This window comes from Streptomyces sp. NPDC057002, from assembly GCF_042673825.1.
GTDB lineage: Bacteria > Actinomycetota > Actinomycetes > Streptomycetales > Streptomycetaceae > Streptomyces.
On the sequence record NZ_JBHURZ010000005.1, the window covers coordinates 363,231 to 379,315 of the forward strand.

The following is a 16,085-nucleotide window of genomic DNA, read 5'->3' on the forward strand; positions in this document are numbered from 1 at the left end:
TGATGGAGGCCGGTCAGACCCCGCGCCTACGCGGGGACGATGTTCACCAGCTTCGGTGCCCGCACGATCACCTTCCGGATCCCGGCCCCGCCCAGCGCGGCGACGACCTTCTCGTCCGCCAGCGCGACCTTCTCCAGCTCGTCGTCGGAGATGGCCGGCGAGACCTCCAGCCGCGCCTTGACCTTGCCCTTGATCTGCACGACGCAGGTCACGGTCTCGTCGACCACGTACTCCGGGTCGGCCACGGGGAAGTCGTGGTGCACCACCGAGTCCGTGTGCCCCAGCCGGCGCCACAGCTCCTCGGCGACGTGCGGGGCCAGCGGGGCGATCATCAGCACCAGGGCCTCGGCGACCGGACGCGAGACGGCGCCGCCCGCCTTGGTCAGGTGGTTGTTCAGCTCGGTGACCTTGGCGATGGCGGTGTTGAACCGCATGCCCTCCAGGTCACCGCGCACCCCGTCGATCGCCTTGTGCAGGGCACGCAGCGTCTCGACGTCCGGCTCGGCGTCGACGACGGTCACCTCGCCGGTCGCCTCGTCGACGACGTTGCGCCACAGCCGCTGCAGCAGCCGGAACTGGCCGACCACCGCGCGCGTGTCCCACGGCCGGGAGACGTCCAGCGGGCCCATCGCCATCTCGTACAGCCGCAGCGTGTCGGCTCCGTACTCGGCGCAGATCTCGTCCGGAGTGACGGCGTTCTTCAGGGACTTGCCCATCTTTCCCAGCAGCCGGGAGACCTTCTCGCCCTGGTAGAAGTACGCGCCGTCGCGCTCCTCCACCTCGGCGGCCGGTACCGCGATGCCACGGCTGTCGCGGTAGACGTAGGCCTGGATCATGCCCTGGTTGAACAGCTTGTGGAACGGCTCGGCCGAGGAGACGTGCCCCAGGTCGTACAGCACCTTGGACCAGAAGCGGGCGTACAGCAGGTGCAGCACGGCGTGCTCGGCGCCGCCGACGTACAGGTCGACGCCGCCGTGCGGCTGCCCCTCGCGCGGCCCCATCCAGTACTGCTCGATCTCGGGGTCGACCAGCTTCTCGCTGTTGTGCGGGTCCAGGTAGCGCAGTTCGTACCAGCAGGAACCGGCCCAGTTGGGCATGGTGTTGGTCTCGCGGCGGAACTTGCGCGGGCCGCGGCCGTCGCCCAGGTCCAGTGTGACGTTGACCCAGTCCTCGTTGCGGGACAGCGGCGTCTCGGGCTGGGTGTCGGCGTCGTCCGCGTCGAAGGTGCGCGGCGAGTAGTCCTCGACCTCGGGCAGTTCCAGGGGCAGCATCGACTCGGGCAGCGCGTGGGCGATGCCGTCCTCGTCGTAGGCGATCGGGAAGGGCTCGCCCCAGTAGCGCTGGCGGCTGAACAGCCAGTCGCGCAGCCGGAAGTTGACGGTGCCCTCGCCGACGCCGGACCGCTCCAGCCACTCGGTGATGCGAGCCTTGGCGTCGGCGACGCCCAGGCCGTCCAGGCTGACGTCGTCGTTCGACGAGTTGATGATCTTGGCGTCGTACGACCCGAAGGCGTTCTCCCAGGTCGCGGTGTCCGTGCCACGGCCGTCGGTCGGTTCGACGATGCAGTGGATCGGCAGCGCGAAGGCGCGCGCGAACTCGAAGTCGCGCTGGTCGCCGGCCGGGACGGCCATGATCGCGCCGGTGCCGTAGCCCATCAGCACGTAGTCGGCGATGAAGACCGGGACCTGCTCGCCGTTGACCGGGTTGGTGGCGTACGCGCCGATGAAGACGCCGGTCTTGTCCTTGGCCTCGGCCTGCCGCTCCACGTCGGACTTCGAGGCGGCCTGCGCGCGGTAGGCGCTGACGGCCTCGCCGGGGGTCGCGTGGCCGCCGGTCCACACCTCGTGGGTGCCCTCAGGCCACGCGGCCGGGGTGAACTTCTCGACCAGCGGGTGCTCGGGGGCCAGCACCATGTAAGTGGCGCCGAACAGGGTGTCGGGGCGGGTGGTGAAGACGGTGATGCGCTCGCCGTCGATCGGGAAGTCGACGCGGGCGCCCTCGGAGCGGCCGATCCAGTTGCGCTGCTGCAGCTTGATGGCCTCGGGCCAGTCCAGCTCCTCCAGGTCCTCCAGCAGCCGGTCGGCGTAGGCGGTGATGCGCATGTTCCACTGGCGCAGCTTGGCCTTGAAGACCGGGAAGTTGCCGCGCTCGGAGCGGCCCTCGGCGGTGACCTCCTCGTTGGCCAGCACGGTGCCCAGTCCGGGGCACCAGTTGACCGGCGCGTCGGAGGCGTAGGCCAGCCGGAACTCGCCCAGGACGTCGGCCTGCTCGGCGGCGCTCAGCTCGCTCCACGCGCGCGTGTGTCCCGGAACGGGCCGCTCACCGGAGGCGAACAGCTCGATCAGCTCGGCGATCGGGCGGGCCCGCCCGGCGTCGTGGTCGTACCAGGAGTTGAAGATCTGCAGGAAGATCCACTGGGTCCACTTGTAGTAGTCCGGGTCGATCGTGGCGAACGACCGGCGCTTGTCATGGCCCAGGCCCAGCCGGCGCAGCTGGGACTTCATGTTCTCCATGTTGGCTTCGGTGGACACGCGCGGGTGCGTGCCGGTCTGCACCGCGTACTGCTCGGCGGGCAGGCCGAAGGCGTCGAAGCCCAGGGTGTGCAGAACGTTGTGGCCGGTCATCCGCTGGAAGCGGGCGAACACGTCCGTGGCGATGTAGCCCAGGGGGTGGCCGACGTGCAGGCCCGCGCCGGAGGGGTACGGGAACATGTCCATGATGAACTTCTTGGGCTTGGCGACGGCCTCCGGCTCGCCCGCCAGGTCACCCTTCGGGTTGGGCGCGCCGTAGGTGTTGTCGGCGTCCCAGAAGTCCTGCCAGCGTGCCTCGATGTCGGCTGCCATGGCGGCCGTGTAGCGGTGCGGCGCCGCCACCTCGGCGGCGGCAGCGGGGTTCGTCTCGCTCATGATCCTCAAAGCTCCATCGATCGTCTCTGCCTGCGGCTGTGGGTTCGAGAAACGAAAAATCCCCTCGCACAGGAGGGGACGCCGCGCCGATTCCGGCCACTCGACTCGTCCGGTGGCCGGGACTGATCAGCGCGGCCCGCTAAGCAGAAGGCGTACGGCACGCATGGCGTTAGGGTACCGCAGGCCCCCAGCGCGCCGCGACGCGCTTCCGGAGGGCCGCTCGGTGCCCGAAAAGCTGAACCAGGGTCAAAGGTTACTTCGCGTAATAGTCACTAAGGGACATCACAACATCCATATTGTCCTTTGATAACAACGCAATAACTCAAACCTCGTACCCATCGGTATGGCTCCGCTTAGAGTGCGGCAGCGGGACCGCTTTCCCGAACCGCTCGGAGTTGCCCCCATGAACCCTCATCGCAGTAACCCCTCGCTACCCCCGGTCGCCGGGATGTGGGGAGGCAGGCCGTGAACCCCTATGACTCCACGGCGGACGACTCGTTCGCCGAGTTCCTCAACTTCGGCGCCGGCGTGCTGTCCCTCGTATGCCTCTCCTGCTCGGTGATCTGGGGACTCGTCGCCCAGGACCGGATCCTGCTCGACACACGCAGGCGCATCCTGGCGCAGGCCGTGCACCGGACCACGGCGGCCGCCTCGATCGTCTTCCTCCTGGTCCACATCGGGGTGAAGCTGGCGCTGGAGCACACCTCATGGGTCGCCGCGGTGATCCCCTTCGGGCTGCTCCTGACCGGTGAGGAGGCCGTCACGGGCAGGGCGTTCCTCATCGGCCTCGGCACCCTGGCCAGCATGCTCATGATCTTCGTGGGCGTCACCGGCGTACTGCGCAACCGCTTCGCCTCCCCCGCACCCGTCGCCGCCCGCTGGCGGGCCATGCACATGCTGGCCTACCCGGCCTGGTGCGCCGCCCTGGTCCACGGGCTCTACGCGGGTCGCGCGGCCAAGCCGATCTTCGTCATCCTGTACTGCCTGTCCCTGGTCGGGGTGGCCGGAGCCCTCGCCCTGCGCGCCGCTCCGCGCCCGGTCAAGCGCAAGATCGCCGACAAGTTCGTCGCCCTCATAGGCCCCGGGGAGCCGTCGGCCCGCAGGGACCTGGAGGAGAGCCGGGCCCGGGCGACCGGCGGCTCCACGCTGCCCGGCTACGAAAGCCGCGACGCGCCCCGGGGAGCCACCGCCTCCCCGTCGGGCCCGCTGTACGAGCAGGCGGAACGCCCCGCGGCCAAGGAGCCCGCCAACGGATTCGCGGCCGCCTACCGGGCCGTCTCGGGCCCTCCGCCGGGCCAGCAGGCCTTCGCTCCGGGACCGAGCACCCGCATGGAACTGCCGCTGGACATGCAGCCCACCGAGAGCATTCCGCTCGTGGACGGCCCCTCCAGCACCTCGGGCAACTGGCCGATCCCGTCCCCGCCCCCGGTCGGCGAGGCCCCGCCGTCGGCCTACGACCCCCTCCAGGACACGGGCTTCAACATCCCGCCCTACGACCCCCTGCAGGACACCGGACAGAACATCCCGGCCTATGGCAATCCAGGCGCCGCCGGCTATGGATCGAGTGACGTGTACGACACGGGTGAGTCGAATGCCGCCTTCGACACGTACTACCCGAACGACACGTACAACAGCGGTCCCGCCACTGAAACACTGCCCGGTGCGTCCTATGACTTCGACGCACCGGGATCGGGCGAACCTTGGAACACGCCTTCCGGAGGCTTTAAGTGAACGAGGCTCTGCCCGACGTACCCGAAGTCCGCGTCGTCGGACTTCCTCAGCTCACGTCGGGCTTCGACCTTGTCGATCGGCTCGATCTGCCCATGCATCTGAAGGTGCACGGGCCGCTCGAGCCGATGGGCGGCGAACAGCTCGCGCAACTCGCCGAACGCATCAACCTGAAGGGCCGCGGCGGCGCGGGCTTCCCCTTCCACAAAAAGCTGCGCTCGGTCGCCGAATCGGCGATCAAGCGCGGCATCCGGCCGGTCGTCGTCGTGAACGGAAGCGAGGACGAGCCGGCCTGCCGCAAGGACACGGTGCTGATCAACCGTGCCCCGCATCTGATCCTGGACGGCGCGCTCCTGTGCGCCGAGGCTCTGGGTGCCCGCACGCTCGTGGTGGGGGTCACCCGTGAGTCGACACAGCGCTCCATGGAGGCGGCGCTCGCCGAACGCGGCCTCAACAACGGCCGCCGGTCGGCGCTACGCGCGCGTGTGCAGCGCAATCCCGTCCGTATGGTCACCGGTGCCGCCGCGTCGCTGATCCGTTCGATCGACGGCGGCCCCGCCGTTCCTCCGGGCCGCAAGGTCAGCGCCTCGCAGAACGGCGTCGGCGGCGCCCCCACCCTGCTGTCCAACGCCGAGACCTTCGCCCAGCTGGCCATCGCGGCCCGCATCGGCCCGGAGCGCTACGGCAACACCGGCCTGTACGACGAGCCGGGCACCGTCATGCTCACGGTCTCCGGGGCGGTGGCCCGCCCCATGGTGATCGAGGTCCCGACGGGCGTCCCGCTGCGCTACGTCCTGCAGCTCGCCGGCGCACCGCCGGTGCCGCAGGGCGTGCTCACCGGCGGCTACCACGGCAAGTGGATCGACGCGGCGACGGTCAACGAGGCGATCGTCTCCCGCAACTCGCTGGACGCGGTGGGCGGCGCGCTCGGCGCCGGAGCGATCCTGCCGATCACTCAGGACACCTGCCCGCTGGGCGAGTCGCTGCGGGTCGCCCAGTGGCTGGCCGAGGAGAGCGCGGGCCAGTGCGGTCCCTGCTACCTCGGCCTGCCGGCCGCGGCACGCGGCTTGGAGGACATCCTCAACGGCGGCGGACCGGCCGCCCTGGAGGCGGTCAAGCAGGTCGCCAAGAACGTCAAGCGGCGCGGCGCGTGCTCCCACCCGGACGGCTCCGCGATGTTCCTCGAGTCGACCATCAAGGCGTTCACGGACGACCTGGCCGCCCATGTCCTCGGCAACGGCTGCGGCAGGCCCGTGGAGGGCGTGCTGCCGCTCTTCGAGGGCGGCAGGGCCCCGACGGGCATCCCGGGCGGCGGCGAGTCCGAGGAGAACGGCCCCAGCCGCCAGAAGATCTACGTCGACTGGACGCTGTGCCGGGGCCACGGCCTGTGCGCGGACATCCTCCCCGAGGTGTTCCAGCTCGGCGCCGACGGCTTCCCCACCGTGGCGCAGGCCCAGGTGCCGCGGTACGCCGAGGCCAAGGCTCTACGCGCGGTGCGCCGCTGCCCGGCGCTGGCCCTGCGCCTGGAGGAGGACACGCGATCCCAGGGCGCGCCGTCGTCCCGCAACCTCCCGGTCCTCTCCCAGGGCCGCGGACGGCGCGCTCTCGGCCGCTGAGCAGACGTACGGCGGGCTTCCCTTCCGGGGAAGCCCGCCGTACTCATACACACGACAAGAAGGCGGGCCATCCGATCGGATGGCCCGCCTTCTCAACTCTTGTGGAGCTAAGGAGAATTGAACTCCTGACCTCCTGCATGCCATGCAGGCGCTCTACCAACTGAGCTATAGCCCCGTGTGACGTTTCCGCCGGGTTTCCCTGGCGGCGACGCCAACATTACTGGCCCATCGGGCCCAACACCAAATCGGTTTCACCTTGCCTGAAATGACCGTTTTGCCGATCTCAGGCCGTGACGAACGAATAGAACCGCTTGAGCGTGCAGTGCTCCTCCAGAAGCCGTCCGTAGATCGGCTCGCCCTCCAACTCGCGGTACGTCTCGATCGGGTCGCCTTTTATGATCAGCGCCCGCGCGCACTCCTCGCACCAGTACTGGTAGTCGGGATTGATCGGTTCCATGTCACGGACGATCGGAGTCCCGCTGCCGCACCAGTCGCACTTCCGCCTGTGTGCACCCATCGATCAGCTCCAGCTGTGGCCGCAGGCCGTGCACACGTAGGAGATCCCGCCGTTGTCGCCGAGCATCTGGGCCACATGCCCGGAACCGCAGGAAGGGCAGCTGAGGCGGGTGGACATCTGCCGTGTCAACGCTGCGCCGAGGAGGTGGTCGACCTCCTCGAGGATGCTCGCAGGCATCGCTACTCCTCCCGTCGGGCCGCGCTCCCTTCCGGCCGTTTGATTCTGCCACGGCCGGACCAATACGGTCAGCGACGCCTCAGCACCAGTCCGGACACGGCACGCGTCGTGGCCGTAGAGGTATACGCCTCAGCAGGCCCGAGAGACTCAACCCGAGGCACGAAAAATCCCGCCCCCAGGACGGGAACGGGATCTTGACGTGGAGCTAAGGAGAATTGAACTCCTGACCTCCTGCATGCCATGCAGGCGCTCTACCAACTGAGCTATAGCCCCTCATGTTCCTTCCCCGCTGGCGGGGCGAACAAGAAGAACTTTAGCCTGCGACCTGCCGGAAAGTGAAATCCGAGGTCAGTCGTCGTCACCGAGCACCGGTTCGGGCAGGGTGCCGGCGTTGTGCTCCAGCAGGCGCCAGCCGCGGGCGCCTTCGCCGAGGACGGACCAGCAGCAGTTGGAGAGCCCGCCGAGGCTCTCCCAGTCGCGGGGGTCCAGGCCGAGGAGGCGGCCGATGGTGGTGCGGATCGTGCCGCCGTGGCTGACCACGACGAGCGTGCCGCCCTCGGGGAGCTTCTCGGCGTTCCGGAGCACCACGGGAGCGGCTCGGTCGGCGACCTCGGTCTCCAGTTCGCCTCCGCCGCGGCGCACCGGCTCGCCGCGCTTCCACGCGGCGTACTCGTCGCCGTGGCGGCCGATGATCTCCTCGTGCGTCAGGCCCTGCCAGACGCCCGCGTAGGTCTCGCGCAGTGCCTCGTCGTGGGTCACGTCGAGGCCGGTGAGCGCGGCGAGCTCGGCGGCCGTGTGCGCGGCCCGCTTCAGGTCGGAGGCGACGATCGTGTCCGGCTTCAGGGCGACCAGCAGCCGGGCGGCGCGGCGCGCCTGGGCGAGGCCGGTCTCGGTGAGCTCGACGTCCGTGGTGCCCTGGAAGCGGCGCTCCACGTTCCACGAGGTCTGGCCGTGCCGCCAGAGGATGACGCGGCGTCCCCGGCCCGGCCTGCCGGCCTCGCTGAAGCTCACCGCCAGTCTCCGTCCAGCTCCGCCGCCTCCTCCGCCGCCTGCAGCTTGGCGTGCTCCTCGGCCTTGCCCCGGGTGGCCTTGGCGTCCTCGGGCAGCTCGAGCTCGGGGCAGTCCTTCCACAGCCGCTCCAGGGCGTAGAAGACACGCTCCTCGCTGTGCTGGACGTGGACGACGATGTCGACGTAGTCGAGCAGGACCCAGCGGGCCTCGCGGTCGCCCTCGCGGCGCACCGGCTTGACTCCGAGTTCCTTCTGGAGCCGCTCCTCGATCTCGTCGACGATCGACTTGACCTGGCGGTCGTTGGGAGCCGAGGCCAGCAGGAAGGCGTCCGTAATGGACAGCACGTCACTGACGTCGTAGGCGACGATGTCGTGCGCCAGCTTGTCGGCGGCCGCCTGGGCGGCGGTGATGATGAGCTCGTGAGAGCGGTCGGTCGCGGTCACTACAAGGCTTTCGATCGGCGGACACTTGCCACCAAGGGTCTCACGGACCGCCGTGGGCCCCCCACGTGATTACGGGGATCACGTGGGGGGACACCTGGCTCCCGGCCGGGCTACGGCTTGTAGTCCTGGCCGAGTACCACGGCGACGTCGGCGTTCGCGGAGATCTTGCCCTTGCCGACCGAGCCCGCGGGCAGGCCCAGCGTCTTGGCGACCTCGGCGGCGTTCGCCTTGTCGCCGGCTTCGGCGTAGACGACCTCGGACGTGGCCTGGGCGCCCGCCGTGCCGCCCTCCAGGAAGGTGAAGCCGCCGTTGAGGAGCACGACACGGGCCTTCTCCGTGTTGTCCTTCACACCGGTGGCGTTCCGGACGGAGACGCTGACGGCGGCGTCCTTGTCGGGACTCTTGGCGGTACCGCCGAGGACGTTCCTGACGACGCTCGCGCTCGCCTGGGCGCTGAGCGTGCCGTCGGTCTGGACGGGCAGCAGGTCCGTCTTGAAGTCGCCGCCCTTGGCGAGGTCGGAGAGCCCGGCGAGGAAGGAGCCGAGGTCCTTGTCGGTCAGGGACGGGTCCAGGATCTGCGCCAGGGTCTGGATCGTGGTCGTCGCGGCCTGCGGGTCGGAGGACACCTTGCGCAGGACGCCCTGCATGACCTGCCCGAAGCGATCCAGCTGGGCGTTCTGGGCCTCGCCGGGGGCGCGGTAGGTGGCGTAGGCGACGGCCATCTTGCCGCTGAGGGTCTGGTCCTGGCCCTTGTTGACCAGGGGGGCCGTGCCCTTCTTCTTGGCGGCGGGGTCGGGGACGTCGGTGTCGGTGTCGACGTCGACGTTGCCGACGAGGTCGACGAGGTTCTGCAGATAGGGGGTGTCCAGGCGCCAGGTGCCCTGGATGTCGGTGCCGAGGGCCGAGTCGAGCGCGTCGCGGGTGCCGTCGGAGCCGTCGTCCTCGACCGACTTGGCGAGCGTCGTCGTGGTGCCGTCGTCGCTGGTCAGAGCCAGGGAGTTGGGCACGAGGACGGAGGTGCCCCGCTTGGTGGTGGTGTTGTCGACGAGGAGGGCCGTGGAGGTGCCGCCGCCCTTGGTGTCGTGCAGGTGGACGACGATCACGTCGCGCTTCTGGGCGCCCGCCGCCGTCGCGCTGCCCGTCGTGGAGTCGTCGGACGACAGGCCGGGCAGCTTCCCCGCGTACGCCAGGTATCCGACGCCGCCGGCCGCGGCGAGCGCGAGGACGACGACCAGGGCGACGATCCGGCTGCGGGCGCGGCGCCGGGCCTCCTCGCGGCGCTCGGTGCGGTTCTCGGTGAACTTCAGCCAGTCGATGACGTCTTCGGAGTTGCCGTCGGGCTCCTCGACGAAGGCGAACTGCTCGGTGTGGTACTCCGGTTCCGGCCGGCCGGGGGCATCCTCGTCGGCCGGGCCCGCCTGCTGCGGGATGTGCGCGGTCTGCTCGGCGACGCGGGGCTGCCGGTCCGTACCGGCGCCGGCCGCGTGCCGGCCGTAGGGATCGTGGGACGCGGGGCCGCCCTGGTGGGTGCCGGTGGCGTACGGGTCGTAGGCGCCGTGGGAGGGGCCCGGCTGCTGCCGGCCGGTCCCGTAGTCGTACGACGGGGGCTGCTGCCCGGCCGTCGCGTACGGGTCGTAGCCGTAGCCCTGCTGCTGCCCTTGCTGCCCTTGCTGGGCATACGGGTCGTAGGTCTGGGTCTGTTGCGCCGGGACCTGGCGGTAGACAGGTTGGCCGTACTCGTCGTAGCCGACGAGTTCGTACTGGTCGCCCGTGTACCCCGGGTCGTATCGGTCGTTCACCGGTGCCCCTCTCGGCTCACTCGCCGCGGTACAGCTCGCGCTTGTCGATGTAGCGCACGACTCCGTCCGGCACCAGATACCAGATCGGGTCGCCCTTGGCGACTCTCGCACGGCAGTCGGTGGAGGAGATGGCGAGGGCGGGGACCTCGACGAGGGAGACGCCGCCCTCCGGGAGTCCGGGGTCGTTCAGATGGTGGCCCGGCCGGGTGACCCCGATGAAGTGCGCGAGGGAGATCAGCTCCTCGCTGTCCCGCCAGGTGAGGATCTGGGCGAGCGCGTCGGCGCCGGTGATGAAGAAGAGATCCGTCTCCGGGTTGAGCGCGCGCAGGTCACGCAGGGTGTCCACGGTGTAGGTGGCACCGCCGCGGTCGATGTCGATGCGGCTCACGGAGAACTGCGGGTTCTCGGCGGTCGCGATGACCGTCATCAGATAGCGGTCCTCGGCCGGGGAGACGCTGCGGTGGCTCTTCTGCCAGGGCTGGCCGGTCGGGACGAAGACCACCTCGTCGAGGTGGAACGCCGCGGCGACCTCGCTGGCCGCGACCAGGTGCCCGTGGTGGATCGGGTCGAAGGTGCCGCCCATGACGCCGAGGCGGCGCTTGCCCGGCCGCGACGGGCTGTTTCCCGGGCCGTCGGCGCCGCGTGGCTCCGGGGCGGCCTGGCGGGGCTCCGTGGGCTCCGTGGCGGCACGGCGGGGCTCCGAGTGTCGCTCGGTGCCTCTCGCCGTGTCCTGTGCCGGGTCGTGCGGCGTCTCGTTCGCCGGACCGGTAGGCATGTCCTGCTCTCCCATGCGTGCAGACCCTACCGGCCCTGCCTGAGGGCTCCGGCCGCCCCCGTGATCCCCGGGATGCCCCGCGCGGGGCATCCGTCCGGGCTCAGCGGTCGCGGTTGAAGCGGGTGGTGATCCACAGCAGTAGCAGCAGGATGAAGAGGGCGGCGCCACCGGTGATGTAGGGGCTGAGGCTCTCGTGGTTTCCGCCGTGCTCCTCGCCCTCGGCGGCGAGTGTGGCCAACTGGGCAGCGGTGCTGTGGAAGCTCATCTTCGGCAGGACCTATCGCGTGTGGGCGGCATGAAAGACGTCGGCTCATCGTAAGCGGGCGCCCCTGGCGCGATCACCCCGACTCCGCATGTTCGTGACGCGGAGGCGGCGCGTGCCGTCGCCGGACCCGGTCCCGGGGGTCCGGCGGGGAACCTTCCCGAAGCCTCAGTCGTCCTTCCGTCTGTAGCCACGCAGCAGGAACCACGCGGTCAGCGCACAGCCCAGGATCATCACGATGAGGACGATCCGGAGCATCCCCGGTCCCTGCCGTTCGGCGGCGCTCGCGGCCTCGGTGAGCCAGGCGGACGCGGGGTGGTGCTCCATGACGGTGGTTCCCTTCGCTGTACTGCCCGACCACCGTAACTCCGCCTAGGCTGGGCTCTGCCTCGGGGAAGCAAAAGGCCGCACAAGGGGCCGCAAAGGTCACACAGACGCATGGGGGAAGACATGTCCGACGGCCACGAGCACAGCGGGCACGAGCACGTGCCCAGCAGGCAGCGCAGGCGCTTCCCCGGAATCTCCTCGCGTACGTACGAGCATCCGGCCGACCGCTCCGCCCTGGTGGCGCTGCGCAAGCTGACCGGTTTCGACACGGTGTTCAAGGCGCTCAGCGGTCTGCTGCCCGAGCGCAGTCTCCGGCTGCTGTTCCTGTCCGACTCGGTGCGCGTCTCGGACCAGCAGTTCGCCCATCTGAACGTGATGCTGCGGGACGCCTGCTACATCCTGGACCTGGAGAAGGTCCCGCCGATGTACGTGAACCAGGACCCGCAGCCGAACGCGATGTGCATCGGCCTGGACGAGCCGATCATCGTCGTCACGACCGGGCTCGTCGAGCTGCTCGACGAGGAGGAGATGCGGGCTGTCGTCGGGCACGAGGTGGGGCACGCGCTGTCCGGCCACTCGGTCTACCGGACGATCCTGCTGTTCCTGACCAGCCTCGCCGTCCGGGTCGCCTGGATCCCGCTGGGCAACCTCGCGATCATGGCGATCGTGACCGGGCTGCGCGAGTGGTTCCGCAAGTCGGAGCTGTCGGCGGACCGGGCGGGGCTGCTGGTCGGGCAGGATCTGACGGCCTCCATGCGGGGTCTGATGAAGATCGCGGGCGGTAACCACCTGCACGAGATGAACGTGGACGCGTTCCTCGCGCAGGCCGAGGAGTACGAGGCCGGGGGCGACCTGCGGGACTCCGTGCTGAAGATCCTGAACGTGCTGCCCCGCTCCCACCCGTTCACCACCGTGCGCGCGGCCGAGCTGAAGAGGTGGGCCGAGTCGCGGGACTACCAGCGGATCATGGACGGCCACTACCCGCGGCGCGACGAGGACAAGGACACCTCGGTCAAGGACTCCTGGCGGGACTCGGCGAACCACTACACGACCCATGTGAAGAGCTCCAAGGACCCGCTGATGAAGCTGGTCACGGACCTCGCCGGCGGCGCCGGTGACCTGGGCGACCGGGTCCGCCGCGGCTTCGGCGGGTTCACGAACCCGGCCCCGAGGCCGCCGCAGGGCCCGGAGGCACCGGATACGTCGGACTCCCCGAACGACGACGGGCCGCCGCGCGACAAAAGCTGAGGGCTCGCGCCCCCTCTCACGCCCTCGGCTCCTCCCTCACACCTTCGGCTGCGCGCTCGTCGCCAGGGAACCGCACAGGGCCGTCGCACTGCCCGTGGCATAGGGGTCCGTGCCGGCGGGGCCGCCCTCCTTGGCCGTCTGGCCGGACAGGAGGGGGCGGAGGTGGTTCGTGGAGTCCTCGGCGCAGGAGAGCGGTCCGGCCTGGACGTAGGAGACGACGAGCTGGCCCTGGTGCAGGCGCAGGTCGTCGCGGTCGAAGCGGAAGTGCAGCTCGCGCCGGACGGTGAACAGGGACACCTCGGCCTTGTCGTCGGCCCCGGCCGGCCGCAGCGCGTACACGAACGTGTGGTCGGCGGTGACCTCGAGCGTGGAGGAGTCGGCCTCGGCGGCCTGCAGTGTGCCCTGGACCCGTACCTTGCGGTCGGCCAGCTCCGCGCGGGTGGGGTCGAAACGGACGAGCCAGCCGGTGGGCGCGTGGCGTCCGTCCGCGGTGGGGCGGGAGAAGCTCTGGTCGAACTGGCCCAGTTGATCGGGGTCGAGCAGGACGCGGACGGCGCGGACCTCACCGCCCGTGAGCACGTCCGGGTCGAGGGCCGACCGGACGATGTAGTCCTTGGCGGTGGACAGGGCGGAGACGACCTGGCTGTCCGAGAAGTGCGCGGTGCGCCGCGAGGCGGGCAGCGGCACGCCCTCCGCACCGGTCTTGAACTGTGCGGCGGGGCTGTGCTCGTACAGATAGGCCGAGTCGGCCGTGCCGGGCACCTTGCCCTCGGGGGAGAGCGGGATGACGGTCATCCGCAGGGGCTCGGCGGGCTCCTGGGCGGCGGGCGTCTGGTAGGGGTGCCGTACACCCATGTAGATCGCGGTACCGAAGGCGATGGCGATCAGCAGGACCAGCACCAGTGCCTGCCGGGACAGGCCCCGGCGCAGGGGCGGGCGGCGGCGCACGGCGGGCGCGTGGTCGGCGATGCGCTCCTGGGCGGAGAATTCCTGGAGGCGGGCAGCACGAATGAACGATTCGTCGAAGACGACGGATCGGTACTCGTCCTCTCCACCTCCGGGAGCGCCCTCGGGGGCCCCCTCAGGTGGGTCGCCAGGCCCGCCCATATCTTCAGGGTAGGTCTCCGGAAGGTCAGGTAAACGCCCCGCTCCATGACAAGTTCTGACAGGTTCTCACCAGGACAGGCGGGTTCCGGTCAGGGGGTGCGGGGGATCACCGAGACGGCCGGACCGGTGTAGTCGGCGGACGCCGAGGGGGTCGCGCCACCGCTCTGTTCAAGACCGGTCGAGGTGGGCGCGGGCAGGGGCTCCTGGCGGTTCGAGGAGGCGCCCCGGTAGACCGCCGTGAAGGCCAGCGCGACCATGCCGATGCCCATCACGAGCGCGAGCAGCCAGGCGACGGGGCGGTGCCAGCGCACCTGCTTGCCGTACGGGCCCGTACCGCCGTAGTGGTCCTCGAGGATGTCGGGGTCGTCCAGCTCGTCGAGGTCGGGATCATGGCCGAAATCGCCGTGTCCCTCGGGGCCGTACCCGTCGTCGTAGCGCTCGCCTCTGGTGTGGGTGCGGCGTGCCTCCGCTTCGGAGGCCTCGGCTCTCGCCTGTGCGGCGGCAAGGAGGCGCTCCACGGCGGTCGGCTCGTGCACCACGGCCGCGCGTACGAAGGCCTCGTCGAAGACCACGGAGGCGAACTCTTCGTCCGACACCCCGCGGTCGTGGTCGTCGTCGGGCTCCCAGCCGTCGGGAAACGGCGTGCCCCCCACGTCCTCCGGCACGGATCCAGAGTAGACCTGGGGGGTCAATTTGGGCAGACGGTATGGAAATTCATCCGCCGGTTGAGACGGCGTTCACGAGGCTCCGCACGGCGCACGCCCGGCCGGTCCGCCCCTGCCGCACGCATATGCGCCGCTCCGCATACCCGCGCGGCAGGCGCTCAGCGGCGCACGTGCCCGTCCCCGGTCACGATGTACTTCGTGCTGGTCAGCTCCGGCAGGCCCATCGGGCCGCGGGCGTGCAGCTTCTGCGTGGAGATGCCGATCTCCGCGCCGAAGCCGAACTGGCCGCCGTCGGTGAAGCGGGTGGAGGTGTTCACGGCGACGGTGGTCGAGTCGACCAGCTGGGTGAAGCGGCGGGCGGCCTGCTGGGAGGTCGTGACGATGGCCTCGGTGTGGCCGGAGGTCCACAGCCGGATGTGCTCGACGGCCTTGTCCAGGGAGTCCACGACGGCCGCGGCGATGTCGTACGACAGGTACTCCGTCTCCCAGTCCTCGGCCGTCGCCTCGACGACGGTCGCCTTGGAGTCCTTGGCGTAGGACTGCACGCGCTCGTCGGCGTGCACGGTCACCCCGGCGCCGGCGAGGGCCTCCAGGGCGCGGGGCAGGAACTCGGCGGCGATGTCCTGGTGGACCAGGAGGGTCTCGGCGGCGTTGCAGACGCCGACCCGCTGGGCCTTGGAGTTGATCAGGATCTCGACGGCCATGTCGAGGTCGGCGGCGGCGTCGACGTAGACGTGGCAGTTTCCGGTGCCGGTCTCGATGACCGGGACGGTCGACTCCTGCACGACCGTGTTGATCAGCGAGGCGCCGCCGCGCGGGATGAGCACGTCGACCAGGCCGCGGGCGCGCATCAGCTCACGCACGCTGTCACGGCTCTCGCCGGGGACGAGCTGGATGGCGTCGGCGGGCAGCCCGGCCCCGCCCACGGCGTCGCGCAGGACGCGCACGAGGGCGCTGTTCGACTGGTAGGCCGAGGAGGAGCCGCGCAGCAGGACCGCGTTGCCGGACTTCAGGCAGAGGGCGGCGGCGTCGACGGTGACGTTCGGCCGGCCCTCGTAGATGATCCCGACGACACCGAGCGGCACACGGACCTGGCGCAGGTCGATGCCGTTGGGCAGCGTGGAGCCGCGGACGACCTCGCCGACCGGGTCGGGCAGCGCGGCGACGTCCCGCACGTCGGAGGCGATGGCGCGGACCCGCTCGGGGGTGAGCGTGAGCCGGTCGATCATGCCCTCGCTGATGCCGGCCTCGCGGGCCTTGGCGACGTCCTTGGCATTGGCCTCGACGATCTCGCTCGTACGGACCTCCAGCGCGTCCGCGATGGCGAGCAGCGCGTCGTCCTTGTCGGCCCGCGGCAGCGGCGCGAGGCTCGCGGCGGCGGCCTTGGCGCGGTAGGCGGCCTCGGTGACCGGGGACATCGAGTCGTACGGCGAAAGCGTGGTCATGAGGGAAGCGTAGTGCGCCGGGCGGATCCGTTCAGCGTTCGTTTCACACCCCGAGACAC

15 protein-coding genes and 2 tRNA genes are annotated in these 16,085 nt (G+C 70.3%); 3 read left to right on the forward strand and 14 right to left on the reverse strand.

The genetic code is table 11. From position 1 onward, the window contains the following. Window positions 1-26: 26 nt before the first annotated feature. Window positions 27-2,906 carry a leucine--tRNA ligase gene (gene leuS / locus ACFT32_RS25845; RefSeq protein ID WP_382493604.1) on the reverse strand — a complete coding sequence of 960 codons (2,880 nt, stop codon included), beginning with the start codon at window positions 2,904-2,906 and terminating at the stop codon, window positions 27-29. Between the two features lie 465 nt (window positions 2,907-3,371). On the opposite strand from leuS, the gene ACFT32_RS25850 reads away from it, so the two are divergent. Next, on the forward strand, window positions 3,372-4,637 hold the full coding sequence (locus ACFT32_RS25850) for a cytochrome b/b6 domain-containing protein (protein ID WP_382493607.1): 1,266 nt from the start codon (window positions 3,372-3,374) through the stop codon (window positions 4,635-4,637). Continuing rightward, window positions 4,634-6,250, forward strand: coding sequence for an NADH-quinone oxidoreductase subunit NuoF family protein (locus ACFT32_RS25855; RefSeq protein ID WP_189723533.1), 1,617 nt, complete (start codon window positions 4,634-4,636; stop codon window positions 6,248-6,250). Before ACFT32_RS25850 ends, ACFT32_RS25855 begins: the two co-directional genes overlap by 4 nt. Window positions 6,251-6,352: 102 nt before the next feature. Here the strand turns inward: ACFT32_RS25855 and ACFT32_RS25860 are convergent. The 10 genes from ACFT32_RS25860 to ACFT32_RS25905 form a co-directional block, all read right to left on the reverse strand. Beyond that, window positions 6,353-6,425 (reverse strand) — tRNA-Ala (locus ACFT32_RS25860). Between the two features lie 108 nt (window positions 6,426-6,533). After that, window positions 6,534-6,767: a hypothetical protein gene (locus ACFT32_RS25865; RefSeq protein WP_006136074.1), complete on the reverse strand. Its 234-nt coding sequence runs from the start codon at window positions 6,765-6,767 to the stop codon at window positions 6,534-6,536. A 3-nt stretch (window positions 6,768-6,770) separates the two neighbouring features. Then, window positions 6,771-6,944, reverse strand: a complete 174-nt coding sequence (locus ACFT32_RS25870; RefSeq protein ID WP_382493611.1) for a hypothetical protein — start codon at window positions 6,942-6,944, stop codon at window positions 6,771-6,773. A gap of 200 nt (window positions 6,945-7,144) precedes the next feature. Next, a tRNA-Ala gene (locus ACFT32_RS25875) sits at window positions 7,145-7,217 on the reverse strand. Between the two features lie 75 nt (window positions 7,218-7,292). Next, window positions 7,293-7,961, reverse strand: coding sequence for a histidine phosphatase family protein (locus ACFT32_RS25880; protein WP_382494636.1), 669 nt, complete (start codon window positions 7,959-7,961; stop codon window positions 7,293-7,295). Beyond that, the gene (gene rsfS / locus ACFT32_RS25885; RefSeq protein WP_184592576.1) at window positions 7,952-8,398 is read right to left on the reverse strand and encodes a ribosome silencing factor; all 447 of its coding nucleotides are present in this window, start codon (window positions 8,396-8,398) and stop codon (window positions 7,952-7,954) included. The genes ACFT32_RS25880 and rsfS overlap by 10 nt, the downstream gene beginning before the upstream one ends. A 110-nt stretch (window positions 8,399-8,508) precedes the next feature. Further along, window positions 8,509-10,197 (reverse strand): LCP family protein, encoded by a 1,689-nt coding sequence (locus tag ACFT32_RS25890; protein WP_382493614.1) that lies wholly within the window; start codon window positions 10,195-10,197, stop codon window positions 8,509-8,511. A 16-nt stretch (window positions 10,198-10,213) separates the two neighbouring features. Further along, window positions 10,214-10,987, reverse strand: coding sequence for a nicotinate-nucleotide adenylyltransferase (nadD, locus tag ACFT32_RS25895; RefSeq protein WP_382493617.1), 774 nt, complete (start codon window positions 10,985-10,987; stop codon window positions 10,214-10,216). An 85-nt stretch (window positions 10,988-11,072) separates the two neighbouring features. Next, window positions 11,073-11,237 (reverse strand): hypothetical protein, encoded by a 165-nt coding sequence (locus ACFT32_RS25900; protein WP_382493620.1) that lies wholly within the window; start codon window positions 11,235-11,237, stop codon window positions 11,073-11,075. 165 nt (window positions 11,238-11,402) lie between these two features. Further along, window positions 11,403-11,561, reverse strand: a complete 159-nt coding sequence (locus ACFT32_RS25905) for a hypothetical protein (RefSeq protein WP_382493623.1) — start codon at window positions 11,559-11,561, stop codon at window positions 11,403-11,405. A 123-nt stretch (window positions 11,562-11,684) separates the two neighbouring features. Between ACFT32_RS25905 and ACFT32_RS25910 the strand changes: the two genes are divergently transcribed. Next, complete coding sequence (locus ACFT32_RS25910; protein ID WP_382493625.1) at window positions 11,685-12,809, forward strand: M48 family metallopeptidase; 1,125 nt, start codon at window positions 11,685-11,687, stop codon at window positions 12,807-12,809. Window positions 12,810-12,845: 36 nt separating this feature from the next. Here ACFT32_RS25910 and ACFT32_RS25915 read toward each other — a convergent pair whose 3' ends face one another. From ACFT32_RS25915 to ACFT32_RS25925, 3 genes are all read right to left on the reverse strand, one after another. Then, window positions 12,846-13,916 carry a hypothetical protein gene (locus ACFT32_RS25915; protein ID WP_382493628.1) on the reverse strand — a complete coding sequence of 357 codons (1,071 nt, stop codon included), beginning with the start codon at window positions 13,914-13,916 and terminating at the stop codon, window positions 12,846-12,848. Between the two features lie 89 nt (window positions 13,917-14,005). Beyond that, window positions 14,006-14,608, reverse strand: a complete 603-nt coding sequence (locus ACFT32_RS25920; RefSeq protein WP_382493631.1) for a hypothetical protein — start codon at window positions 14,606-14,608, stop codon at window positions 14,006-14,008. Window positions 14,609-14,739: 131 nt separating this feature from the next. Continuing rightward, window positions 14,740-16,053 carry a glutamate-5-semialdehyde dehydrogenase gene (locus ACFT32_RS25925; RefSeq protein WP_382494639.1) on the reverse strand — a complete coding sequence of 438 codons (1,314 nt, stop codon included), beginning with the start codon at window positions 16,051-16,053 and terminating at the stop codon, window positions 14,740-14,742. Window positions 16,054-16,085: the final 32 nt, after the last annotated feature.